This window comes from Sediminibacterium sp. FW305-C-61 (assembly GCF_058231065.1).
The window spans coordinates 1-24,209 of the sequence record NZ_JBIQXR010000005.1 but is presented as its reverse complement, the minus strand read 5'-3'; the positions used below and the strand labels follow the sequence as shown (position 1 = coordinate 24,209).

Sequence of the window (24,209 nt, the reverse complement as noted above, 5' to 3'; positions counted from 1 at the left end):
GTATTTATGAAAAAAGCCCTGTCGGTTTTTTACCAACAGGGCTTGCTGTATGAGCGGTTTTAAAATGAGATGAACAGCGAAGTATTATAAAGTCTTCAATACATCGTTCATGCTTCTAACGGCATCTGCGCTCTTATTGAATAGTGCTTGTTCTTCTGTATTTAATTTGAAATCAAGGATTTTTTCCCAGCCATTTTTACCAATTACAACAGGTACACCAAGACAAATATCATTTTGTCCATATTCACCTTCCAGGCTTACGCAGCAGGTAAACAATTTTTTCTCATCACGGAGAATACTTTCAACCAGTGCGGCACCTGCTGCTCCGGGAGCATACCATGCAGATGTTCCGATCAGTTTGGTTAAAGTTGCACCACCAACCATTGTATCTGCAACAATTTGTTTTTGTTGTTCTTCTGTCAGGAAATCAGTTACCGGTGCACTGTTCCAGGTTGCGTAGCGAATCAAAGGAATCATGGTTGTATCGCCATGTCCACCAACTACTACTGCATTTAAGTCTGCAGGACTGCAACCCAGGTGCTGGCTCAGTTGATATTTAAAACGGGCGCTGTCTAATGTACCACCCATACCGATGATCCTGTTTTTTGGTAATCCGGTTGACTGAAGAGCCAGGTAAGTCATGGTATCCATTGGATTGCTTATCACAATAATGATCGCATCCGGAGAATATTTCAGGATATTTTCGCAAACACCTTTTACAATACCTGCATTGGTTCCAATCAGTTCTTCGCGGGTCATACCAGGTTTACGAGGCAAACCTGAAGTAATTACCACTACATCAGAACCGGCTGTTTTTGAATAATCATTGGTACTACCGGTGATGCGTGTGTCGAAACCGAGCAATGCAGCAGTTTGCATCATATCCTGGGCTTTACCTTCGGCGAAACCTTCTTTAATATCTAATAATACCAGTTCTTCTGCCAGTGCGGCGCGGGCAATATTGTCGGCACAGGTAGCTCCAACGGCCCCGGCACCTACTACAGTTACTTTCATAGTACAATGATTATTTAGAATTGAGGAATTTTTTCGCTGCAAAGGTAAGGGTTGTGCATGGTTTAGCAGAGGAAGTTTCTGGATTTGACCGATAAATAACAGACCTTTTAGCTTAAAGAAAATAGATATCCAATCCGGCTTACTGCTGCTTATAGGAGGATAGAAGCTTATTCAACTCCGGCATTTCAACACCACCTTCAAAAGCCTTTACATAATTACCTTTTTTATCATACACGGCCACATAGGGAGTGTATTTTACCTGAAAAAAGGAAGGTATTCCATAAGTTGGGTCACGACCTACTTTTAGGTTTTTATGGTTTCCGAAACCATAGGTTTCAGCAAATCCTTTAATATCAGCCATATCACGGTAGCTAGCCCAGAGGATGAAAGTGTTTTTCAGGCTATCCATATTATTCATCATTTCTTTAGCCTCGTACTGACAGTGCCCGCAGTCTGGACTAAAATAAACGATGATGGTAAAATCTGCTTTTGGTAATTGCTCATGGGTAAACCAGGTGCTATCTGTTTGTAATAAATTGAATTCAGGTAATTTCTTTGTTTTCATGAATGGAGGCAGATCATTACCCGTATTCTGTGCAAATAGCAGAACACTGCAAAAAATGGTCGCTATGAATAATGAAATGTGTTTCATGGTATACCTGTTATGGATTCTTCTTATTAATTCCGTTTAATTCCATCATCCGCATCTCTTTAGCATCTTGCAGGAATTCTGATGCAAAAATAAATTTATTCAAGAGCTCATCTTTACTGAAGATGATGTCTTTATTAGTGCCTTCCCATTGCTTTCTTCCCTGGTGCAGGTATACAATATGGTCTCCGATTTCCATCACACTATTCATGTCATGGGTAACAACTATGGTTGTAATATTGAACTCAATGGTTATTTCCTGAATTAATTTATCAATTACCAGCGATGTTTGGGGGTCGAGTCCGGAATTCGGTTCATCACAAAAAAGATATTTGGGATTGAGTACAATTGCTCTTGCAATACCTACCCTTTTTTTCATGCCACCACTGATTTCAGAAGGGTAACGTTTATGTGCATCTTTAAGGTTTACGCGATCAAGTACTTCGTTTACCCTTTTCTTTTTTTCAGCCTGCGACCAGTTTGTAAACATATCCAGTGGAAATAAAACATTCTGTTCAACAGTCATAGAGTCAAACAATGCAGTTCCCTGAAACAACATGCCGATTTGCTGACGTAATAATTTACGATCCTCATTGTTCATTTGCAGCATGTCTTTCTGATCGTAATGTATTTCACCTACTTCAGGGCGAAATAATCCGACCATACATTTGGTTAAAACGGTTTTACCACTTCCACTTGTTCCAATAATGAGGTTACATTTACCAGCTTCCATAACGGCACTGATGTCGTCTAGAATGGTGCGGTCGCCGAAAACCTTTTTAATATTTTTTATTTCAATCATGAGTCTGCAAACTACTCTTTTGTTTTAGAATGCTTCCACCTGGTTTCTTAATAAATCCTCAAAAACATCCCTTTTTCTGATCAGGAGGGCTTTATCATCTTTAATAAGTACTTCAGCCGGACGATAACGGGAGTTAAAATTGCTGGCCATTTCAAAACCATAAGCACCTGCATTATCAAAAACCAGGATATCACCTTCTCGGGTTTCGTTTAATGCCCTATCCCAGGCAAATGTGTCTGTTTCGCAGATATTACCAACAACTGCATAGTTTTTAATTTCTCCTTGTTCATTGCTGATATTCCGAATACGGTGATATGCTTCGTAAAACATGGGTCTGATCAGGTGGTTGAAACCGGTATCGATACCAATGAAACTGGTTGAAGGCGTATGTTTGATTACATTCACTTTGGCCAACAGAAAACCTGCCTCACTCACAAGAAATTTACCCGGCTCAAACCATACCTGAAAACTGCGATGGTAAATTGATTCGATCTTTTGCTCAAATGAAAGGATGGCATTTGCCAGCAATTGAATATCTGTACCTTCTTCTCCATCGCGGTAAGGCACTTTAAATCCACCACCGAGATCTAAGAACTGTAAAGCGGGAAAATGTGGAACAAGGTCAAAAAACACATCTGTTACCTTCATGAAAACGTCCACATCTTTAATCTCACTTCCTGTATGTACGTGTAAGCCGGCAATGCAAATCTGGTGTTCCTGCATCAGGGCAATGATTTCATCTAATTGCTCGATAGGTATTCCAAACTTACTGTTTTCGTGCCCGGTTGAAATTTTAAGATTTCCGCCTGCCATAATATTTGGACGTAAACGTATACCTACCGGATAACTCGCCCCGTATTTTTTTCCAAATTTCTCCAGGTTAGAGAGACTATCAATATTGATATTAATACCCAGCGCAACAGCTTCTTCTATTTCTTCGAAAGCAATTCCATTACTGGTGTATAATATATTCTGTGGACTGAATCCAGCATATACTGCAAGTTTTGCTTCATTGATTGAACTGCAATCAACATTGCAGCCAATTTGCCGGATATGTTTGAGGATATTGATATTGGTAAGTGCCTTACAGGCGTAAAAAAAACGGACCTTATCAGTTCCTTTGAAGGCATTCTGTAGCTGTAAGTACTGATGTGAGATACGGTCAGCATGATATACATATAAAGGTGTACCAAATTCCGCCGCGATGTTTCTTAATTGCTCGTTCGATGGTTTTAATGACATGCCACGAAGATACTTGTCTTCGCGTTAATCCTAAAAACTGTAAGAAAGCTTATGCGAGATTTTCGTCGGAATCTGGTTCCTCACCATGTTGCTCCTCGTCGGTAGAAGAGTCAGTTTCTGTTGATGCATCTGCCTCATCCGACAACATTTCTGTGTCTGCGGCATTTTCATCACCTTGAATAATGAGTTCGCCATCTTCATTTACGGTAAGCAGGGAAGTATCTCCGTCGATAGGCTGTTCAGTTTCCTGCGTTTCTTCTGCTACCGGTTGGTCGGTAAAATCTTCCGGGCGGATAACGGTTCCTTCCACAATCTGTTCTGCCAATACTTCTTTGATTTTTGGAAGGTCTTCCGGAGAATTAATACCGAAATAATCCATAAAGTTTTTGGAAGTAGCGTACACCAGTGGCTTTCCGGGCATTTGTTCGTTACGGCCACTGATTAATATGAGTTCTTTTTCCAGTAATTTCTGGATACTGTAATCGCTGTTTACACCACGGATCGATTCAATCTCTCCTTTGGTAATAGGTTGTTTGTAAGCAATAATTGCCAGGGTTTCAAGTGCAGCATTACTCAATCGCTTCAGGAATTTGTCTCCGTTTAACTGAGCAATGGTTTTGTGGAAATCTTTTTTGGTAAGGAATTGCCATCCCCCGCCACTCTCACGAACCTCAAATGGGTAAAATTCAGAATCATATTTCTCACAGATACCCTGGATCGATGCTTCTACCTGGTCTAGGGTTACCCTTTCTTCAAGAAAGCCAAATGTATTGTTGATGAGTTCAACGATATCTAATGAAGTAAGTGGTTTTTCGCTCGCGAAAATCAACACTTCAATGTGTGGTATGATTTGGCTTATTTCCATTATAATTTGAAAATTAGTGAATTTGAAAATTTGAAAATAACGAAATGCTTCAAAAAGAATGGAAAATCTGTTGCCCTCATTTTCAAATCAGCACATTTTCATCCGCCTGAGGCGGACAAATTATCATTTACTATCCCTGTAAAGCTGCAGCACCACTTACGATCTCAGTAAGTTCGGTTGTAATGGCTGCCTGACGTGCACGGTTGTAGCTGATTTTAAGTGTTTTCAGCAGTTCGTTTGCATTTTCACTGGCTTTATCCATGGCAGTCATACGTGCGCCATGTTCACTGGCATTACAATCTAAAACTGCTTTATATAATTGTGTATTGAGGATTTTAGGCATTAGTTCCGCAATCAGGTCTTCCTTAGCTGGTTCGAAAATAAAGTCTGATTTTTTAACCGAACCCGTATTGGCAACTTTAGGGATAGGCAGGAATTGCTCTACTGTAAATCGCTGTGTTGCAGCATTTTTAAATTCACTGTAAACTATTTCTACTGCATCAAATTCTTTGTTTTCAAAAGCCTTCATCGCAGCTTGTGCAGCTGTTTGAACGTTTTCGAAATTCAGGTTCAGAAAAATATCTTTAAAAGTTGCTTCTGCTTTATAGCCAGCTTTTAATAAGCTTTCGTACCCTTTTTTACCAATGTTCCAAATGGTAACATTGCCTTTTTTCTGCTGGGCAGCATATTTTTCAGCGATCGTCTGCTTGGCCAGTTTAATAAGGTTTGCATTATATCCACCGCATAATCCACGGTCACTGGTAATTACTATCAATAGTACTTTCTCAACAGCTCTCTCTTCAGCCAGTTTAATGGTCATGTCGCCTTCCGCATTGCTGACAATATTACTCAGCATTTCCTGCAGTTTTTGTGCATATGGTCTCATTTGCGTGATCGCATCCTGAGCGCGACGTAATTTAGCCGCACTTACCATTTTCATTGCTTTGGTAATCTGCTGGGTACTCTGAACACTCTTAATCCGGTTACGTACTTCTTTTAACTGACCTGCCATGGGGTAAAAAGTTTCAATTTTTCAAGAAACAGGGTACTGGAACATTCCGGTATGCCCTTTTCAATTTGGCTGCAAAAGTAGCAGAAACACCCTGAAATTCCATCAAAACTTTGCTTTTTTAATCACATATACTTACCCGCCTTAGAACCGGTAGTTAAGTGCAAGTCCATTCGATCCTAGCCCAAGTTCCAGGTTGCCACCTTGCTTTTCGAGCCATTTGGTGTTTTTATGGTGTTGCCCATATTGGATAAGGTCGAAAATCAATAAAAACCCACCCTGTAATAATAAGCTATTCCCATAACCAACATTCCTGTCGTTATTCAGGCGGGTGCCCCGTTCCTTTAGATATAATCCTGTAGAAATATATGCTAGGTCCAGTCCGGTATTTAATAGTAGAATTTTTTCTAATCTATACTGTGCTTTTAGGTTGGATTCCCGATTGTACTGTTGTTTAAGCTGTTTTCTTATTCCAAGCAATCCAACGCCTGCTATGGCCAGGTTTACCGTATTCCAATAAGCGTTCATTTGATGCAAAAAATGCTCACTTCCATGAGTATTACTGGCCGAAATGGTGCCTTGAATAATATTGGCGCCAGCCCAGGCACCTAATACATACATATTATTTTGTACCAGTTTAATCCTTTCCCTTGCTATTGAATCTGGCTGGTTTACCTGGGCCTGTGCCAGAAAGGCGCAAAATATGGCCATAATCAGCAAACCGCTTTTTGTAATATTCATGCTATTCCGTTAACTAATTGATAAATAAACCCTAGTTTTTTGTCAACGCACGCACTCTACCCAAATTCTTTACCTTTGGCGGCCTCAGTTGAAAAAGTGCCAAATTGGCTCAATTTTTTTTTGCGCACCGTTTTTGACTGTTAAAATTTTCTAATACACCAGATTAAGATATATATGTTGAAATTTATCTCAAAATTATTCGGTAGCAGTAAAAGTGAAAAAGATGTGCAACAAATTATGCCCATCATCCAAAAAATTGGCCAGTTCTACGACCAGTATCAGCAACTGACCCACGATGAGCTCCGAAACAAAACACAGGAATTCAGACAACGCATTAAAGCCCATCTTGTTAATATAGATGCTGAAATAGAAGCCAAGAAACAGGCTGCTGAAAATCTTCCTGAAAATGAAATACATAATCGTGATATCATTTATCAGGAAGTTGATAAGCTGAAAAAAGAAAGAGATAAAAAAATTGAAGAAATACTGGCTGAAATTCAACCAGAAGCTTTTGCGGTTGTGAAGGAAGCATCCAGACGATTCAAAGAAAATGAAGAGTTGGTTAGTACTGCAACAGCATTAGATCGCGACCTGAGCGTTAAGAAAGATTATATCCGTATTGAAGGTGATAAATGTATTTTCAAAAATACCTGGACAGCAGCAGGTGCGCCTGTTACCTGGAACATGGTACATTATGATGTTCAGTTAATCGGAGGTAGTGTATTACATCAGGGTAAAATTGCTGAAATGGCTACCGGTGAAGGTAAAACACTTGTATCTACCTTACCTGCTTACCTTAATGCACTTGCTGGAGAAGGGGTGCACATTGTTACCGTGAACGATTACCTCGCAAGAAGGGATAGTGAATGGAATGGTACTTTGTTTGAGTGGTTGGGACTTCGTGTAGACTGTATCGATAAACATGAGCCAAGTACAGAAGCACGCCGCAATGCATACCTCGCTGATATTACCTATGGTACCAATAATGAATTTGGTTTCGATTATCTGAGAGATAACATGGTGCATTCACCCGCAGAAATGGTGCAACGCAAACATCATTTTGCCATGGTGGATGAGGTGGATTCCGTATTAATTGATGATGCACGTACACCATTGATTATATCAGGTCCTATCGGACATAACACCGGAGAGCAGCAGTTTTTTGAACTGAAGCCACGTATCGAAAAATTAGTGGAAGCTCAGAAAAAAGCAGTAAACCAATTCCTCAACGAAGCCAAGAAGAAAATAGCCGAAGGCAACGACGATCCAAAAGATGGAGGTCTTGCATTGTTTCGCGCTCATCGTGGGTTGCCTAAGAATAGTGCACTGATAAAATTCCTGAGTGAGCCTGGTATGAGGGTGAAATTGCAAAAGGCAGAAAATCATTATCTCGCAGACCAACAGCGCGAAATGCCTAAAGCAGACGAAGAATTGTATTTCTATATTGATGAAAAAAATAATTCGGTTGAACTTACCGATAAAGGTATTCAACTGATTACCAAATCAGGTGAAGATGCTAACTTCTTTATCCTGCCAGATATCAGTATTTCTTTAGCTTCAATCGATAAAAACGAGGCTATTTCTGCAGAAGAAAAATTACACAGCAAGGAACACCTGATTAATGATTATGCTGTAAAAGCTGACCGTATTCATACGGTACAACAATTGCTAAAAGCCTACACTTTATTTGATAAAGATGTAGAATATGTGGTAATGGATGGCGCGGTTAAAATTGTTGATGAACAAACCGGTCGTATTCTCGATGGTCGTCGTTATTCCGATGGCTTACACCAGGCGATTGAAGCAAAAGAAAATGTAAAAATCGAAGCGGCTACACAAACCTATGCAACGGTTACACTCCAGAACTATTTCAGGATGTACCATAAGCTTGCTGGTATGACAGGTACTGCTGAAACAGAAGCGGCTGAGTTCTGGGATATTTATAAACTGGATGTAGTTGCAATACCTACTAACGTAGTTGCTATCAGGAAAGATGAACAGGATCTGGTATATAAAACCAAACGTGAAAAATTTGGCGCCGTTATTGAAGAAGTTGCTAAGTTACGTGAAGCAGGCAGACCAGTACTGGTTGGTACCACATCGGTAGAAGTAAGTGAATTGTTGAGCAGAATGCTTCGCCAGAAACAAATTCCGCATAATGTACTTAACGCCAAACAACACGCCAGAGAGGCGCAGATTGTTGCAGAAGCTGGCTTGCCCGGCGCTGTTACGATTGCAACCAATATGGCGGGTCGTGGTACGGATATTAAACTCGGACCAGGTGTGAAAGAAGCTGGTGGTTTAGCAATACTTGGTACAGAGCGACATGAATCGAGAAGGGTTGACAGACAGTTGAGAGGTCGTGCCGGACGTCAGGGTGACCCCGGATCTTCACAGTTCTTTGTTTCTCTGGAAGATGATCTGATGCGCATGTTTGGCAGCGAACGTATAGCCAAAATCATGGACTTTGCCGGGTACAAAGAAGGAGAAGTGATTCAACATAGTATGATCACCAAGTCTATCGAAAGGGCACAGAAAAAAGTGGAAGAAAATAACTTTGGCATTCGTAAGCGACTGTTGGAGTATGATGATGTGATGAATAAACAGCGTACGGTAGTCTATACAAAACGTAACCACGCATTATTCGGCGAACGTCTCGCGCTTGATCTTGATAACGCTTTCTACGGAGTTGCAGAAGATCTGGTGAATTCCTTTAAAGAACAAAATGATCATGATGGCTTCAAACTAGCCGCAATTGTAAATTTTGGTATTGATACAGATATTACAGCCGATGAATTTGCGAAAGGCAGTGATCAGCAAATAGCCGAAAAACTTTACTTGCAGGCTGTTACTAATTACGATAGAAAAAAGCAAGAGATGGCGCTTCAGGCAATTCCGGTATTTAAAAATATTCGTCTCCAGCAGGGAAACCATATTGAAAATGTAATTGTTCCTTTTTCCGATGGAAGAAAAGGGATGCAGGTGCTGGCAAATATGGAAAAAACCTTGCAAAGCAACGGAACTGAATTGGTGAATGCACTTGAAAAAACAGTTACCCTTGCTTTGATTGATGATGCATGGAAAGAACATTTGCGCGCGATGGACGACCTGAAGCAAAGTGTACAAACTGCAACGTACGAACAAAAAGATCCTTTGGTGATCTATAAAATGGAGGCATACAATATATTCAAAAAAATGGATGGAGAAGTGAACACGAATATTGTTCAATTCCTTTGTCATGCAGGTATCCCCTTAAACGATGGTGATGAAGTTCGTGAAGGGCGCCAGCAGAAAACAGATTTGAGCAAGCTTAGCACTAGCAAGGAAGATATAGATGCTCCTCCAACAGAGAATGATTATTATGATCCTACACCAGTTAAACAACAACCAATAAGCGTTGGCCCCAAAATCGGCAGGAACGATCCTTGCCCATGCGGAAGCGGGAAAAAATATAAAGCCTGTCATGGTAAGGATTTGTAGGATGAGTTTGTGGCCCATAGACCATGGTTAAAACAAAAGCCTTCCGAGTTGGGAGGCTTTTGTTTTATATTTTTGTGCATCACTGATAATTTGAAGATATGTCTACACTTAACCAATATATCGATCATACCATATTGAAACCTACAACACTGGTTTCAGATATCGAAAAGCTTTGCAATGAAGCAAAACAGTTTGGTTTTGCAGCCGTTTGTGTACCACCCAATTTTGTGAAGAAAGCAAAACTTGCCTTAGAGGGGAGTAAAGTGAAAGTGGCAACAGTTATTGGTTTTCCTTTTGGTTATTCGGCTGTAGAGTCTAAAATAGCCGAGATAGTACTTGCTATAGTAGATGGTGCAGATGAATTAGATGTAGTAATTAATATATCTGCTATAAAAAATGCCGATTGGGTTTATCTGGCAAATGAAATTAATCATATCATGCCGGTTGTGAAATCAAAAGGTAAAGTTATTAAGGTTATCATCGAGTCTGGCTTGCTAACAGACGATGAAATTATTAAATGTTGCGAGTTGTATGGCGTGGCAGGAATTGATTACCTGAAAACCTCTACAGGTTATGCGGAAAAAGGAGCAACCATCGAAGCAGTGAAATTGTTCAGACTTCATTTGCCTGAACAGGTACAGATTAAAGCTTCAGGGGGCATTCGCGACCATGTATTTGCCCAACAACTCGTGGATGCCGGGGCAACCAGGCTCGGATGCAGTGCCAGTGTTGCCATAGTACAGGGGTCTGAAGGAAAAAGTGGCTATTAGAATAACCTGTTAAAGCAATTCAACAAATACCAGTCATCTGATTCGGAGCCGTATCTTTGTATAATATTGTTTATCTTACTGAAAACAAGCATTATGTCTGTGCTGATTCGTTGTATTTCCATTTGCTTATTGTTATTCTCCGCTATGGAATTGTGGGCCGCTGATACAATTGTGGTAAAAAAAGATAGCAGACTTGATTTACTTACTGCAAAACAGGCTCAACTTAATAAACGCACAGCAATGCTCACGAGCGATGGTCAATACAAAGGATATCGCCTGCAGGTAATCAGCACAAATAGCCGCGACCAGGCATTCCGTATTAAAACAGAATTACTAAGTCGTTTCCCCGATCATAAAACCTATACATCTTATCAGTCACCACTCTTCAAAGTTCGGATCGGTAATTTTGTGAGAAGAGAAGATGCCGAGCAATTCAGGAAATTATTGAATCGCTTTTATCCTAAAGGTGTGTATGTAGTAGAAGATGTGATTGAATATAACCTCGCCGAGGATGAACTCGCACAATAAAGTAACATGTTATTACAAAAGATAAAAGATTTAGCATCAAAATATGCAGCAGATAGTATAGCCATTCGCTCACACCTGCATGCGCATCCTGAACTAAGTTACCAGGAATTCGAAACCTGTCGTTTTGTACAATCAAAATTGCAGGAGATGGGTATTCCTTTTGAAACAATGGCGAATACAGGAGTTGTAGGTATTATTAAGGGAAAGAACCCCGACAGTCGCGTTATTGCCTTACGCGCAGATATGGATGCATTGCCTATTATGGAAGAAAATGATGTGGCGTATAAATCACAGAACCCAGGAGTAATGCATGCTTGTGGACATGATGTACACACTTCAATATTATTGGGCGCATCCAGGATTTTGCAGGAATTAAAAGACGAATGGGAAGGAACGGTAAAATTATTGTTTCAACCAGGGGAAGAAAAAAATCCCGGAGGAGCAAGTTATATGATCAGGGATGGTGCTTTAAAGAATCCAGCTCCACAAGGTATCATTGGATTACATGTTCATCCCGGATTAGAAACAGGTAAACTTAGTTTCAGAAAAGGGCGGGTAATGGCCAGTGCGGATGAAATTTATATCACCATCAAAGGAAAGGGCGGGCATGCAGCATCACCCAATCTTACAGCGGATACCGTTTTAATTGCATCGCATCTGGTAGTTAGCTTACAACAGGTTATCTCAAGAAATAAAAATCCATTGTCGCCATCAGTATTGTCGATATGTTCAATTCAAGGTGGACATACAACCAACGTAATACCCAGCGAGGTGAAGCTGATGGGCACATTCAGGGCGATGGATGAAGCATGGCGCTTTAAAGCACATGAACTAATTAGAAAAAATGCTGTAGGACTTGTAGAATCTATGGGAGGTGAAATAGACTTACATATTGATATAGGATACCCTACGGTTGATAATGACCCTCATTTTACCGGAAATGCCTGGAAGCAGGCCGATCTCTACATGGGAAAGGAAAATGTACTCGAAACAGAAATGCGAATGGGTGCTGAAGATTTCGGATATTATACACAGGTAATACCCGGGTGTTTTTTTAGACTTGGCGTAAGAAATGAAGCAAAAGGAATTGTACATAATGTGCATACCCCACTATTCAATATCGACGAAAATGCCATCGAAATTGGAATGGGTAATATGGCCTGGCTGGGAGCAACCGTATTGGTTTAATTTGCAAGTAGTACGGGTTGTCTCAGTGAATTATTACGCAATTTTCAGTCATCTGTCCTTTCAACATCATGGATCAATAGTTTAGTGCCAAATACCAACAATTGGAACCAATACATATTCAACATAAAATTTATACCCTTCGTGAACAGAAAGTAATGCTTGATTTTGACATTGCTTTATTGTACAATGTTGAAACAAAAAGACTAAAAGAAGCAGTAAGACGCAACCTGAGTCGGTTTCCACCTGATTTTATGTTTGAAATCAACCCTGAAGAGTATGCTTCTCTAAGGTCGCAATTTGCGACCTTAGAGAAAAAAGGTAAGGGGAAACATAGTAAATACAGTCCTTTTGCTTTTACAGAACAAGGTATAGCGATGCTGAGCGGGTTACTAACCTCACCAAGGGCTATTGAAATGAATATTGCTATTATGCGGGCATTTATCGCTGTCAGGAAACTAATGCTGCAATACAGTGAGCTGACAAATGAAGTTGAAATGATCAAAAGATCGGTTGCTAATCATGACGAGCAACTAAACCTTATTTATGAAGCCATTGAAAACATACTGGATGAGCAGGCTGAATATAAAGCCCTTCAAAACCGCAATCGGATTGGTTTTATGAAATAAAAGCACCTATTTTATTTATATTGTATTTTGCAGCCCTAAATCTGGGTTGCCGGGTCAGCGGACCGAACCCCGAAGTGAGTGACACAACCTAAGTTGAGTTATATTGTGTTGCCGGTTAACGAAAATAAAAGCTATGGCTAAAATTACAGATCTGAGGAAGGAGCAAGCCCTCGAATACCACTCAAGTGGCAGACCAGGAAAGATAGAAGTAGTTCCAACCAAAGAAGCCAAAACACAACGTGATCTATCATTGGCTTATAGCCCGGGTGTGGCGGAACCATGTAAAGAAATACATAATAATCCCGAAGACGTTTATAAATACACTGCAAAAGGAAACCTGGTTGCCGTAATCAGCAATGGAACGGCCGTATTAGGTTTGGGTGATATTGGTCCAGAAGCCAGTAAGCCGGTAATGGAAGGAAAGGGTGTATTGTTTAAAATATTCGCTGATATTGATGTGTTCGATATTGAAATCAACGAAAAAGATCCCGAGAAATTTGTTCAGATTGTAAAAGCACTGGAACCAACTTTCGGAGGAATAAACCTGGAAGATATTAAGGCTCCTGAATGTTTTTACATTGAGCAGCAACTGAAAAAGCAGATGAATATTCCGGTGATGCACGATGATCAACACGGAACAGCGATTATTAGTGGGGCTGCTTTATTAAATGCACTTGAGTTACAAAAAAAGAAAATAGAGAAAGTTCGTTTTGTAGTAAATGGTGCAGGCGCTGCAGCAATGGCTTGTACACAACTCTATGTTGCTTTAGGCGCCCGGTATGAAAATTTCACTCTTTTTGATAAAGACGGAGTATTGCATGAAGGCAGAACAGACCTTGATGAAATACGCAGAAAATTTGCGGTAAAAAAAGCTGATCTCACTCTGGAGAAGTCCATGAAAGATGCGGATGTTTTTCTGGGACTAAGTGTAGGTAATGTAGTAACGCAGGATATGGTTAAATCCATGGCTAAAAATCCGATCGTATTTGCGATGGCCAATCCTGATCCTGAAATTAGTTATGAAGATGCTATTGCTGTAAGAAAAGATATCATTATGGCAACAGGCAGAACTGATTACCCTAATCAGGTTAATAATGTACTAGGCTTTCCTTATATATTCAGAGGAGCATTAGATGTTCGTGCCACACAGATCAATGAAGCCATGAAACTGGCAGCAGTAAAAGCCTTGGCAGAACTTGCAAAATCAGCTGTGCCTGATATTGTGAATATGGCCTATAACCAGACCAATATGTCGTTCGGTCCGGAATACATTATTCCTAAACCTTTAGACCCAAGACTGTTATCAACCGTGGCCCCTGCTGTTGCTAAAGCAGCTGTTGAAACAGGTGTTGCTCAGAAAAAAATAGCCAACTGGGACGCTTATGTTCTTGAATTAAACAGAAGACTTGGCCTCGATAATCAATTACTACGTGTAATTGGTAACAAAGCACGCAGGGATCCAAAGCGATTGGTATTTGCTGAAGCCGATAACCAGAAAATTCTCAAAGCTGCCAGTATTATATACGATGAAGGTGTTGCTTATCCAATACTACTGGGAGATCCGATTAAAATTAACAGAATTGCCGAAGAGTATAATATTGATATAACTGATCTGCCAATCATAGATCCGCGTAGTGATGAAATGGAATCGAAGCGCGAATTTTATGGAGAACTTTTCTTTAAGAAAAGACAAAGAAGAGGATTCAACCATTATGAGAGTCTGAAGATCATGAAAGACAGAAACCATTTTGGTTGTATGATGGTTGAAACAGGTGATGCTGATGCAATGTTATCAGGACTTACCAAAAACTATGCAGAAGCAATCCGGCCAGCATTGCAGATTATTGGTACGGAAGAAGGAGTGAAGAAAATAGCTGGGATGTATTTATTACTCACCAAAAAGGGGCCACTGTTTTTAGCAGATACAACGGTGAATTTTAATCCTACGGCAGAACAACTGGCAGATATTGCCATGATGGTAGCCAAAGAAGTGCGGAATTTCAATCTAACACCTCGAATGGCAATGCTGAGCTATAGCAATTTTGGCAGTAGTGATTCACCAGAAGCTAAATTGGTTTCAGAAGCCACACGTATTCTCAAGCAAAGAAACCCATCGTTGATTGTTGATGGTGAAATGCAGGGTAGTATGGCATTTAATAAGGAAATCCTGCGTGATAACTATCCTTTTAGTGAGTTAGTAGATGAAGATGTAAATGTATTAATCTTCCCTAATCTGACAGCAGGAAACGTGGCATATAACTTACTAAAAGAAGTAGGTGGCGCTGATGCTATTGGTCCCATACTACTTGGACTAAAAAAACCTGTTCACGTATTGCAATTGGGAAGCACGGTTAGAAGTATTGTGAATATGGCATTGGTAGCAGTAGTAGATGCACAGTTAAAATGCCGAATGGATACCAATGATGTTGTACAGCGAAGCAGTTGGTGGAAGCGATTAAAAAAGCGGAAGAAATAGGACTTTGTACAAAAAAGTCATTCAACTATTGGTAATTAAGGCGATTTTGAAAAGAGTAATAACACAATTGCTATATGCTATGAACAATTAGCCATATGTAATAAGGTGTAATGTCGTTATAACGGTAATTTGAAAAAATAAAGCAATGTCATTTTTTACCCATTTAGGATCATATCTGCTCATGTTGAAGGGGATGTTTACCAAACCTGAAAACTGGCGTATGTACTGGAAAGAGTTTATGCACCAGTGCGTAGAAATCGGGTTGGGTGCATTGCCCATCGTAGTCATTATCTCCTTGTTTTTGGGAGCGGTTACTACTGTTCAAACCGCTTATCAGTTAGTGAGTCCACTGGTGCCTCAGGCTACTATTGCACAAATTGTAAGAGATAGTATGATTCTTGAACTTTCTCCTACGGTTGTAAGTATTGTGCTGGCTGGTGTGGTAGGCAGTAAGATTGCCAGCGAACTGGGTAATATGCGGATCAGTGAACAAATTGATGCACTGGAAATCATGGGTATCAATACAAAGAGTTACCTGGTATTGCCGAAAATTCTCGGATCATTGTTGGTGATACCATGTCTGATCACTATTTCAGCCGTATTAGGTATCTGGGGTGGAAGAACTGCTGGTAATATGGCGGGTATTCTTGCTCCTGATATTTTCGATATTGGATTAAGACAAAACCTGAACCTGTACAATATCAATTTCGCGCTGTATAAGTCATATACATTTGCCTTTATTGTAAGTAGTATATCTGCTTACTATGGTTATAATGTGAAAGGTGGGGCATTGGAGATAGGAAGGGCAAGTACAAGTGCAGTGGTAGTAAGTTGTATCCTTATCCTTTGTGCAGATTACCTGCTGGCAGCTTTGCTATTGTAATTCAGTTAAAATCAATTGTTTTTTATAATGATTCGCTTTGTGAATCTTACATTTATGGTGTAAGTGCAAAGCCATGAATCCTAATTTTGAATCTTTTCGAAAACAAATTTCGAATCCTTTAAAGTTCAGGCTGTTTTTATTACAGCGACTACCAGCAGCATTTTTTTGCGGGCTAAAAATCACTGATTTAAGCCAGGATGCTGCGGTGATTAGCGTTCGTTATAGCTGGTTTTCTCAAAACCCTTTCCGTTCCATGTATTTTGCGGTTCAGGCAATGGCTGCTGAAATGAGCACCGGCATTTTAGGTTTTGCACAAATTTATCAACGAAAGCCACCAGTAAGCATGCTGGTTTTAAAAGTAGAAGGTGATTTTTTGAAGAAAGCAACGGGACTTATAAAATTCCATTGTTCGGATGGTCCCAGTATTTTGGCGGCCATTGAACAAACCATTGCAAATGGCGAACCTCAAACTGTTCGGTGCAAATCAGAGGGCACCAACGAGCAAAATGAATTAGTGGCCACTTTTTATATAACCTGGACTTTTAAATCCAGGCAATAACTGACGAAAGCAACGATTATGAAAATAGCATTTCATGGTGCCGCAAGAACCGTTACTGGTTCAAAGCACTTACTGACATTACAGAATGGGAAAAAGATTTTACTTGACTGTGGTCTCTTTCAAGGCATGGGCAGAGACACAGAAGTTTTGAATAGCTCATTTGGTTTTGATGCCAGATCAGTAGATATCCTCGTTTTATCGCATGCGCATATCGATCATTCAGGACTAATACCAAAATTGGTGAAAGAAGGTTTTGAGGGAAAAATCTTCGCAACTCCAGCAACCAGGGAATTAGGGGCTATTTTACTGGAAGATTCGGCGGTGATTCAGCGTGACGATACAAAATTCATCAATAAAAGAAGGGCCAAGCAGGGCTTGCCTCCTTATGAACCACTATATGACCTTGATGATGCCGCAAAAGCCCTTGATTTGTTTATTGATGTGAATTACAATGAATGGACAAATATTACCGAGGGTGTGCAATTGATGTTTACAGATGCAGGCCATATTATTGGCAGTGCTGCAGTGCATTTAAAGATTACAGAGGAAGGTAAAACAATTCAATTGAGTTTTAGTGGTGATGTGGGTCGTTATAATGACGCTATTCTTCGTTCACCTGCTGAATTTTCGCAGGCAGATTATATCATTCTCGAAAGTACCTACGGAAATAAATTACACGATGAAGTACATGGTACACCAGATACACTTTTAAAATGGATAGAAGGAACTTGCATGGAGAAAAAAGGGAAACTTATTATCCCGGCATTTAGTGTAGGCCGTACGCAGGAATTATTGTATGCACTTAATCAATTAGACCTTGAAAACAGGTTGCCTCGTGTTCCTGTTTATGTAGATAGTCCTTTAAGTAGGGAGGCAACAGAAATGCTGAAAGCATACCCGCAATATTTTAATAAACGCATTCGTAAAGTGATGGAGAAAGATGATGATCCATTTGATTTTCCCGGTTTGAAGTTTATTAAAACCGTTGATGAAAGCAAATACCTGAATGAACTGCCACAACCCTGTGTGATAATTTCTGCAAGTGGTATGGCAGATGCTGGCAGGGTAAAACACCATATTATGAACAATATCGGCGATAAGAAAAATACCATTTTGCTGGTAGGTTACTGCGAACCAGGATCATTGGGGGGAAGGCTTTCGCGCGGAGCTGAACAGGTAAAAATCTTTGGGGAAATGTACGAGGTTAAAGCAGAAGTTGGTCAGATGAGGAGCATGAGTGCTCATGGAGATTATGATGACCTTTGTCAGTTTCTTGCTTGTCAGAATCCCAAACTAGTAAAAACACTTTTCCTGGTCCACGGAGAATATGATGTGCAACAGGATTTTGCGAGCAGACTCATTCGCAAAGGATTCAACGAAGTAGTAATCCCCGAAATGCATTACCAAACAAAACTGGAAGGATGAATATTTTGATTAAAGATGCCGGGCGATATTATCATGAACATTTTGGTGAACCGGCATTTATCGTGAGGTCTCCGGGAAGGATAAACCTTATAGGTGAACACACTGATTATAACGATGGATTCGTGTTGCCTGCAGCCGTTGATAATGCTGCTTTTATTTCTATAGGTGAACGTACGGATAATCAGATTCATTTATTTTCTGTGGATTATCAGGAATATTATACGGGTAGTACGGAAGCTATTACGCAAAGCCCTCAGCAATGGCCTAATTATATTCTTGGTATAGTTGATGTGCTTCAGAAATCTGGGTACAAATGCAAAGGGTTTAATGCAGTATTAATAGGGGATGTTCCAATCGGAGCAGGGATGTCTTCTTCAGCTGCTGTTGAATGTGCCACCATTTTTGCGCTTAATGAGTTATTCGGTTTTAAACTCCCACGTATGGCAATGGTAAAGCTTGCGCAAAGAGCAGAGAATGAATTTGTAGGTGTACGCTGCGGCATGATGGATCAATTTGCAAGCATGTTTGGAAAAAAAGGTAATGCCATTGAATTAGATTGCCGATCAAACGAATTTGCCTACTATCCGCTTAAATCAGATGAATACGATTTATTACTGGTGAATACCAGGGTAAAACATTCATTGGCAGAATCGAATGAATATAATACACGAAGACAAAATTGTGAAACTGGTGTGACAATGGTTCAACAGTTTTTTCCTGAAGTTCGGAGTCTAAGGGATGTTACACCTGAAATGTTGTCAAAGGCAATAAATACAATGGAAGATGAAGTATACAAACAGTGTTTATATGTGGTGGAAGAAATTATAAGGGTTCAGGAAGCTTGTGAAGACCTCCGTCAGGAGGATATTGAGGCTTTTGGTAAAAAAATGTTTGCTACACATAAAGGGCTTAGTACTTTATACAAAGTGAGTTGTACAGAACTGGATTTTCTGGTTCAATTTGCTGCTGGCTATAAAGATGTAATTGGATCCAGAATGATGGGCGGAGGATTTGGTGGATGCACAATAAACTTGATCAAAAAGTCAGGAATGGCAGGTTTTGTCGACAGTGTATCTGAGGCTTATTTAGAGCATTTTAAGGTACTGCCTGATATATTTCCGGTTCGTACAGCTGATGGAACAAGTATGATTGTATAAGCTCTTTAGGAATATTTATCGACAAATGGTTTGTAGAAACTTGGCCGAAAGCTTGCAAGGGTGAAAAACATGTTGTAATTTATTCTATCATAATTATTCACAAAGAAATGAGTCAAAGCCAAAGTTTATAAAAGGATATATTAACAACTGATAAGTACAATACTGTTGAATGTTTTTGGTGATGGCTCAAATCAATAAAAACTTTCACACATGAAAAACTACCATATCGTGTCGCGCATCGCGATCTATCTATTGGCTGTTGTAATGATTTGTTTTGGCTTTTATCACTTTCAGCATGCAAGAGAACTGGTTGTTTATATTCCTTCCTCTTTGCCTGGTGGCATTGTTTGGGTTTACTTAGTAGGCGGAGCTTTTATTCTGGTAGCAATTTCTTTCATTACCAACCGAATGGTAAAGACATCTGCATACCTGCTTGCAATTATGCTTTTTGTTTTTATCCTTACACTACATCTTCCCAATTACCTTAATGCTGGCGATAAGGAAATGAAAGCAATGGCCTTAGTAAATCTCTTAAAAGATACGGCCATCGCAGGTTTTGCACTGCATATTGCTGCAGGTGCTCACCACCAGAAATTGCATTTAGAAGAAAGTGACTAAATCAGTCATTAGAATATTTTATAGGAACCCATTTTGCAGGGGCATTGGGTACTATTGAGGCACATCTGATGCAGGCAGGATCATATTCCATCTGCTTCAGGATTTTTACGTCTACAACTAATCCCCTCAGCGAGTGTGCAAATGTTTTGAATTTTGAAAGATCGGCACAGCTTAATTCCGTGGAAAATACATGATCATAGGTAATTCCATCAAGTTCATACCCATCAACACCAAATCGATAATAGTCTTCATCCAGGATTTGTACCACTGCAGTGCCACAAACTTCATCCAGAATTTTTATCTTAAACTTCTTTTTGAGTAAAGCCTCATCGTTTTTTTCACAGCCAGAAAAAACAAGTGTCAAAGTAGTTATAGCGGCTAATAATATGCTTTTCATTCCTTCTTTTTGTCTGTTGACCCAAAAGGAAGCAAATATGTTGCTTTTTTGATTGTTTTTTTAAGATCACTCAGATGCCTTGTCTGCTTCGTCTAATCGATCTTTTGTTCGTCGGCCTTTGATGGTTCCCCTCAAACAATATTCACAATTACAGGGCTTTTTGTTATGGCTATCGGGCATATACCGCCAACCCAGGGTTTGAGGAAGGTGTTTAATTTTGGTGATTTCGGTGCTTTCTATTTTTCGGGGAACAATTAATTCATAGCCAAGTGGGTCTGGCATCGACATAATTTCCTTGATAGCGGTGCCGAGGGTAATAAATCTGTGAGGTCTACCATATTTTCCGGCGTATACTTTTTCGGAACTATTGAGACGAAAATATATGCCCACAAAAGTTTTGGCTCCTGATTGTTTTAGTTCACGCAGCCATTGATGGGTAACAAAAAAATTAGGTAAAACAGGCATACAATAGACGCCTGCGCTATAACGGTTGGTTTTAATTCCGTTTTTTATAATTTTCCCGGAATTTCTTTCGTCTGCCAGGTGAACAAGAATAGGCATTGTGTTTAATTACGGCTACTGTGTAAATACTTGTTTTAGGAATGGGCTATTTCTTCAAAAGAACCTGTTTCCTTGTTTTTTCGAACATTACCAGCAGTAAAGACCCTTCCGTTCATAGCTACGTAAACCCCGGGAGGAAGAGATTGAACAAATGCAATTGCGCAGCCGAGATTGAATAATCCGTCAGAACTTCCGAATTTAATAGGAATCATAGCGCCGGTAAGTACAACTGTTTTATTTTTCACCTTCTCTGCAAGAAATTCTGCTGTATGCGTCATGGTATCTGTTCCGTGGGTAATGATGATCTTGTCTTCCTTGCAGTCGTTGCAATAGCCTGCGATGGTTGTGCGGTGAACATCATTCATTTCCAGGCTGTCAATCATCATTAAAGTCTGGATGCTTGCCGGAGCCATACATCTGCCCTTTTGTAAAAGCTCATCGAGGTGGGTGTCTTTAAAAAAGAGTTCACCATTTAACATATTATACTCTTTGTCGAAAGTACCTCCTGTGGCAAATATGCGAATCATCGTTCAAGTGGATTGATTGCCACAAAAATACATGAAATAGGAGATGGATTGGCGGATCTTTCCTGATTGCGTAAAGTGTTTTTCCCAATACGGCATGGCTGAGGGATGGTTAAGCGCTTGTTTTGCACTTCAAAATTATTAAGATTATGAAGAAAGGAATAAGCATGGCAGTTATGATACTGTTTAGCTTTTACGCAATGGCGCAACAGGCATCGATAAAAGGTAAAATCCAGACTAAAGATGGCAGTCCTGCTGCCGATGTGAATATCATCCTTCAATCAAACAAAGCAACTACAGCAGCTCAGGATGGCTCTTATGTTTTGAGGAATATAATGCCTGGAAAATACCAGCTAAAAATTTCATTTACAGGACTGCAAACGATAGAGAAAGAAGTGTCTTTATCAGCTAATCAGGTAATGGAGTTAAATTTCACCATATTAGAAACAGCCCGAGAGCTTGATGAAGTAATAGTAGAAGCAAGAAGAAGGGCTAATGAAAAAGCCCTTACCATTGGGAAAGCACCTATTTCAGCTCAAGACTTGCCTCAGGCTGTAAGTGTAATTGAACGTAGACTTATTGAAGACCAGCAGGCACAAAGATTAAGTGATGTATTAAAAAATGCAAATGGTGTATATCTGGCAACTACGAGAGGATCTACGCAGGAAAACTTTAGTGCAAGGGGGTATGGGCTAGGCTCTGGTAATTTATTTAAAGATGGTGTTCGGATTAACTCCGGAGCAATGCCTGAAACTGGTTCACTCGAAAGGGTAGAAGTTTTAAAAGGAAGTGCAGCTATTTTATTTGGTAATGTTTCTGCAGGTGGGATAGTAAATATGGTGACCAAGCAGCCTAAGTTTCAAAATGGAGGTGAGATCATGGTCCGGGCGGGTAGTTATGGATTATTCAAACCCTCATTCGACATTTATGGTCCTGTTTCATCAAAGATTGCTTTTCGTGTAAATGGCAGTTATGAAACAGCAGACAGTTATAGAAACTTTGTTCATTCGACGAGGTATTATGTAAACCCAAGTATATTGTTTAAACTGGGCAAAAAAACAGACCTGCTTATACAAACCGATTACCTGCAACATAAATTCACGCCAGATTTTGGTATTGGCTCCATAGCTAATACACAAATTCCTGATGTAGATCGGGGTGCTTTTTTTGGAGCTCCCTGGCAATATGCAAAAACACAACAGGCGAGTGCAACAGCTACACTACGACATAGCCTGAATGATAAATGGAAACTGAATAGTACGATCTCTTACCAGGATTATAGCCGCGATTACTATTCTATTGAAAGGATACAGGCACAGGCTAATGGCGACTTTTTCCGTCCGTTGAATCGTACCAAAAACCAGGAAGATTATTTAAGCGCTCAGATAAATTTTACTGGCACATTCCAAACTGCATCCTTGAAACATGTTTTGCTGGCAGGTATGGATGTGGACTATTACAATACAACAGCTTACTCATTTAACCAGCCAACCGTTTACGATACTATCAATATTCTTGATCCGAATAAATATGTTGCCAGAACAGATATTCCTGTAGCAAATGCGATACGTATGGTTAAAACGCCAACTATTCGTTTTGGCGCTTACCTGCAAGACCTTATCAGTGTAAACAAACATTTGAAAGTGCTGGTTGGACTTCGTTGGTCTATTCAGGAAGGAAGGCCTGCATCGACCACCAATTTGGTAAATAATGTGACAACAATGGGTGCTGTAAAAACCGATAAGGCATTTTCTCCAAGAGTAGGTGTTGTGTACCAGCCAACTGAGCGTACGAGTTTGTTTGCATCATATGCTAATTCATTTGTTGTGAATAGTGGAACGGATGTTTACGGAAATACCTTGCAACCATCATTGATTGATCAGTATGAAATTGGTATCAAGAATGATCTGGTAAAACATCGTCTCACTGCCAATCTTACTGTATACCGTATAATCAATCATAATCTGGCACAAACCGCACAGTTTTTAGCGGATGGTGTTACGCCAAATTCGAATACAGCAATAAAAGCATTAACGGGTCAAACAGCCAGTGATGGTTTTGAGATAGACCTGATCAGTCATCCGGCAAAAGGCTTGGATATCACTGCTGGTTATAGCTATAATTTCATTCGATACACACGTACACCAGATGTGAAAGGAAACTTCGTGGAAGGAGAACGTTTACAAAATTCTGTAGGAAGTACAGCTAATGCTTCGGCTTTCTATAGTATAAAAGGGTGGAAATTTGGTGCAGGCATTTTTTATACAGGTAAACGATATGCTGGTTTTAATAATACCAAACAACAGGCTCAAAATTACAACCGTATGTTTGAGGTAGACGGATTTGTAACAGTTGATCTGAGTGCAGGATATAGTTGGAAGAAAATCAGTTTGCTGGCCAAACTTTCTAACCTCACCAATACGTTTAACTACTACACGCACGAGAATTACAGTATCAATCCAATTGCGCCAAGGCAATTAATGGCAACCGTGAGGTATAAGTGGTAATACATTGGTACAAATAATAGTACTTAGTTAAAGCCATCCAGCTTAGTTGGGTGGCTTTTGTTTTAAAAGGAAGAGATAGTGAAAACAAAAAGGCACTCAATCTGAGTGCCTTTTGTACCCGGTACGGGAATCGAATCTGCCGGAGGGAGTTTTTTTGCTTTTCCCATAAAAAATGTAATTGATTATCA

22 protein-coding genes are annotated in these 24,209 nt (G+C 39.9%); 12 read left to right on the top strand and 10 right to left on the bottom strand.

What is annotated here, in order from left to right; translation table 11 throughout:
* Positions 1 to 84 precede the first annotated feature (84 nt).
* The 7 genes from mdh to ACH30E_RS13230 form a co-directional block, all read right to left on the bottom strand.
* Positions 85 to 1,014, bottom strand: coding sequence for a malate dehydrogenase (gene mdh, locus ACH30E_RS13260; RefSeq protein WP_490825412.1), 930 nt, complete (start codon positions 1,012 to 1,014; stop codon positions 85 to 87).
* Positions 1,015 to 1,153: 139 nt separating this feature from the next.
* On the bottom strand, positions 1,154 to 1,666 hold the full coding sequence (locus ACH30E_RS13255; RefSeq protein ID WP_490825413.1) for a TlpA family protein disulfide reductase: 513 nt from the start codon (positions 1,664 to 1,666) through the stop codon (positions 1,154 to 1,156).
* Between the two features lie 10 nt (positions 1,667 to 1,676).
* Positions 1,677 to 2,465 (bottom strand): ABC transporter ATP-binding protein, encoded by a 789-nt coding sequence (locus tag ACH30E_RS13250; protein ID WP_490825414.1) that lies wholly within the window; start codon positions 2,463 to 2,465, stop codon positions 1,677 to 1,679.
* Between the two features lie 24 nt (positions 2,466 to 2,489).
* Positions 2,490 to 3,707 carry a diaminopimelate decarboxylase gene (gene lysA / locus ACH30E_RS13245; RefSeq protein ID WP_490825415.1) on the bottom strand — a complete coding sequence of 406 codons (1,218 nt, stop codon included), beginning with the start codon at positions 3,705 to 3,707 and terminating at the stop codon, positions 2,490 to 2,492.
* Between the two features lie 49 nt (positions 3,708 to 3,756).
* Positions 3,757 to 4,572: an SMC-Scp complex subunit ScpB gene (gene scpB / locus ACH30E_RS13240; protein WP_294996777.1), complete on the bottom strand. Its 816-nt coding sequence runs from the start codon at positions 4,570 to 4,572 to the stop codon at positions 3,757 to 3,759.
* 130 nt (positions 4,573 to 4,702) lie between these two features.
* Complete coding sequence (gene atpG, locus ACH30E_RS13235) at positions 4,703 to 5,584, bottom strand: ATP synthase F1 subunit gamma (protein ID WP_294996779.1); 882 nt, start codon at positions 5,582 to 5,584, stop codon at positions 4,703 to 4,705.
* A 141-nt stretch (positions 5,585 to 5,725) separates the two neighbouring features.
* Complete coding sequence (locus ACH30E_RS13230) at positions 5,726 to 6,322, bottom strand: DUF6992 family protein (RefSeq protein ID WP_490825416.1); 597 nt, start codon at positions 6,320 to 6,322, stop codon at positions 5,726 to 5,728.
* A gap of 174 nt (positions 6,323 to 6,496) precedes the next feature.
* Between ACH30E_RS13230 and secA the strand changes: the two genes are divergently transcribed.
* The 11 genes from secA to ACH30E_RS13175 all read left to right on the top strand — a co-directional run bounded on the left by secA (position 6,497) and on the right by ACH30E_RS13175 (position 20,032).
* Positions 6,497 to 9,802, top strand: a complete 3,306-nt coding sequence (secA, locus tag ACH30E_RS13225) for a preprotein translocase subunit SecA (protein ID WP_490825417.1) — start codon at positions 6,497 to 6,499, stop codon at positions 9,800 to 9,802.
* Between the two features lie 98 nt (positions 9,803 to 9,900).
* On the top strand, positions 9,901 to 10,572 hold the full coding sequence (gene deoC, locus ACH30E_RS13220) for a deoxyribose-phosphate aldolase (protein WP_490825418.1): 672 nt from the start codon (positions 9,901 to 9,903) through the stop codon (positions 10,570 to 10,572).
* A gap of 93 nt (positions 10,573 to 10,665) precedes the next feature.
* The gene (locus tag ACH30E_RS13215) at positions 10,666 to 11,100 is read left to right on the top strand and encodes an SPOR domain-containing protein (protein WP_294996787.1); all 435 of its coding nucleotides are present in this window, start codon (positions 10,666 to 10,668) and stop codon (positions 11,098 to 11,100) included.
* A 6-nt stretch (positions 11,101 to 11,106) separates the two neighbouring features.
* Positions 11,107 to 12,288, top strand: a complete 1,182-nt coding sequence (locus tag ACH30E_RS13210; RefSeq protein ID WP_490825419.1) for a M20 metallopeptidase family protein — start codon at positions 11,107 to 11,109, stop codon at positions 12,286 to 12,288.
* A 101-nt stretch (positions 12,289 to 12,389) separates the two neighbouring features.
* A complete protein-coding gene (locus ACH30E_RS13205; protein ID WP_490825420.1) occupies positions 12,390 to 12,914 on the top strand; it encodes an ORF6N domain-containing protein in 525 nt (174 codons plus the stop codon).
* Between the two features lie 133 nt (positions 12,915 to 13,047).
* Positions 13,048 to 15,390, top strand: a complete 2,343-nt coding sequence (locus ACH30E_RS13200) for an NADP-dependent malic enzyme (RefSeq protein WP_294996790.1) — start codon at positions 13,048 to 13,050, stop codon at positions 15,388 to 15,390.
* 145 nt (positions 15,391 to 15,535) lie between these two features.
* Positions 15,536 to 16,273, top strand: coding sequence for an MlaE family ABC transporter permease (locus tag ACH30E_RS13195; protein ID WP_294996793.1), 738 nt, complete (start codon positions 15,536 to 15,538; stop codon positions 16,271 to 16,273).
* A gap of 73 nt (positions 16,274 to 16,346) precedes the next feature.
* A complete protein-coding gene (locus tag ACH30E_RS13190; RefSeq protein ID WP_294996795.1) occupies positions 16,347 to 16,832 on the top strand; it encodes a DUF4442 domain-containing protein in 486 nt (161 codons plus the stop codon).
* 18 nt (positions 16,833 to 16,850) lie between these two features.
* On the top strand, positions 16,851 to 18,257 hold the full coding sequence (locus ACH30E_RS13185) for an MBL fold metallo-hydrolase RNA specificity domain-containing protein (protein WP_294996797.1): 1,407 nt from the start codon (positions 16,851 to 16,853) through the stop codon (positions 18,255 to 18,257).
* Entirely contained in the window at positions 18,254 to 19,414 is a 1,161-nt protein-coding gene (gene galK / locus ACH30E_RS13180) for a galactokinase (protein ID WP_490825421.1), read from the top strand. Before ACH30E_RS13185 ends, galK begins: the two co-directional genes overlap by 4 nt.
* Before the next feature lie 210 nt (positions 19,415 to 19,624).
* Positions 19,625 to 20,032 (top strand): hypothetical protein, encoded by a 408-nt coding sequence (locus ACH30E_RS13175; RefSeq protein WP_490825422.1) that lies wholly within the window; start codon positions 19,625 to 19,627, stop codon positions 20,030 to 20,032.
* A gap of 1 nt (position 20,033) precedes the next feature.
* On the opposite strand, the gene ACH30E_RS13170 is transcribed toward ACH30E_RS13175, so the two are convergent.
* The 3 genes from ACH30E_RS13170 to ACH30E_RS13160 all read right to left on the bottom strand — a co-directional run bounded on the left by ACH30E_RS13170 (position 20,034) and on the right by ACH30E_RS13160 (position 21,517).
* Entirely contained in the window at positions 20,034 to 20,429 is a 396-nt protein-coding gene (locus ACH30E_RS13170; protein ID WP_490825423.1) for a hypothetical protein, read from the bottom strand.
* Between the two features lie 66 nt (positions 20,430 to 20,495).
* Positions 20,496 to 20,990 (bottom strand): hypothetical protein, encoded by a 495-nt coding sequence (locus tag ACH30E_RS13165; RefSeq protein WP_490825424.1) that lies wholly within the window; start codon positions 20,988 to 20,990, stop codon positions 20,496 to 20,498.
* Positions 20,991 to 21,025: 35 nt separating this feature from the next.
* Positions 21,026 to 21,517 carry an asparaginase domain-containing protein gene (locus tag ACH30E_RS13160; RefSeq protein ID WP_294996807.1) on the bottom strand — a complete coding sequence of 164 codons (492 nt, stop codon included), beginning with the start codon at positions 21,515 to 21,517 and terminating at the stop codon, positions 21,026 to 21,028.
* Positions 21,518 to 21,663: 146 nt separating this feature from the next.
* Between ACH30E_RS13160 and ACH30E_RS13155 the strand changes: the two genes are divergently transcribed.
* Complete coding sequence (locus ACH30E_RS13155) at positions 21,664 to 24,021, top strand: TonB-dependent siderophore receptor (protein ID WP_490825425.1); 2,358 nt, start codon at positions 21,664 to 21,666, stop codon at positions 24,019 to 24,021.
* Positions 24,022 to 24,209: the final 188 nt, after the last annotated feature.

Bases quoted from the DNA above. Each gene is read 5' to 3' on its own strand.
- atpG (WP_294996779.1), bottom strand. From the start codon at position 5,584: ATGGCAGGTCAGTTAAAAGAAGTACGTAACCGGATTAAGAGTGTTCAG.
- ACH30E_RS13175 (WP_490825422.1), top strand. From the start codon at position 19,625: ATGAAAAACTACCATATCGTGTCGCGCATCGCGATCTATCTATTGGCT.
- scpB (WP_294996777.1), bottom strand. From the start codon at position 4,572: ATGGAAATAAGCCAAATCATACCACACATTGAAGTGTTGATTTTCGCG.
- ACH30E_RS13215 (WP_294996787.1), top strand. From the start codon at position 10,666: ATGTCTGTGCTGATTCGTTGTATTTCCATTTGCTTATTGTTATTCTCC.
- ACH30E_RS13195 (WP_294996793.1), top strand. From the start codon at position 15,536: ATGTCATTTTTTACCCATTTAGGATCATATCTGCTCATGTTGAAGGGG.
- secA (WP_490825417.1), top strand. From the start codon at position 6,497: ATGTTGAAATTTATCTCAAAATTATTCGGTAGCAGTAAAAGTGAAAAA.
- ACH30E_RS13250 (WP_490825414.1), bottom strand. From the start codon at position 2,465: ATGATTGAAATAAAAAATATTAAAAAGGTTTTCGGCGACCGCACCATT.
- mdh (WP_490825412.1), bottom strand. From the start codon at position 1,014: ATGAAAGTAACTGTAGTAGGTGCCGGGGCCGTTGGAGCTACCTGTGCC.
- ACH30E_RS13170 (WP_490825423.1), bottom strand. From the start codon at position 20,429: ATGAAAAGCATATTATTAGCCGCTATAACTACTTTGACACTTGTTTTT.
- deoC (WP_490825418.1), top strand. From the start codon at position 9,901: ATGTCTACACTTAACCAATATATCGATCATACCATATTGAAACCTACA.
- ACH30E_RS13210 (WP_490825419.1), top strand. From the start codon at position 11,107: ATGTTATTACAAAAGATAAAAGATTTAGCATCAAAATATGCAGCAGAT.
- galK (WP_490825421.1), top strand. From the start codon at position 18,254: ATGAATATTTTGATTAAAGATGCCGGGCGATATTATCATGAACATTTT.
- ACH30E_RS13160 (WP_294996807.1), bottom strand. From the start codon at position 21,517: ATGATTCGCATATTTGCCACAGGAGGTACTTTCGACAAAGAGTATAAT.
- lysA (WP_490825415.1), bottom strand. From the start codon at position 3,707: ATGTCATTAAAACCATCGAACGAGCAATTAAGAAACATCGCGGCGGAA.
- ACH30E_RS13200 (WP_294996790.1), top strand. From the start codon at position 13,048: ATGGCTAAAATTACAGATCTGAGGAAGGAGCAAGCCCTCGAATACCAC.
- ACH30E_RS13230 (WP_490825416.1), bottom strand. From the start codon at position 6,322: ATGAATATTACAAAAAGCGGTTTGCTGATTATGGCCATATTTTGCGCC.
- ACH30E_RS13255 (WP_490825413.1), bottom strand. From the start codon at position 1,666: ATGAAACACATTTCATTATTCATAGCGACCATTTTTTGCAGTGTTCTG.
- ACH30E_RS13185 (WP_294996797.1), top strand. From the start codon at position 16,851: ATGAAAATAGCATTTCATGGTGCCGCAAGAACCGTTACTGGTTCAAAG.
- ACH30E_RS13155 (WP_490825425.1), top strand. From the start codon at position 21,664: ATGAAGAAAGGAATAAGCATGGCAGTTATGATACTGTTTAGCTTTTAC.
- ACH30E_RS13165 (WP_490825424.1), bottom strand. From the start codon at position 20,990: ATGCCTATTCTTGTTCACCTGGCAGACGAAAGAAATTCCGGGAAAATT.
- ACH30E_RS13190 (WP_294996795.1), top strand. From the start codon at position 16,347: ATGAATCCTAATTTTGAATCTTTTCGAAAACAAATTTCGAATCCTTTA.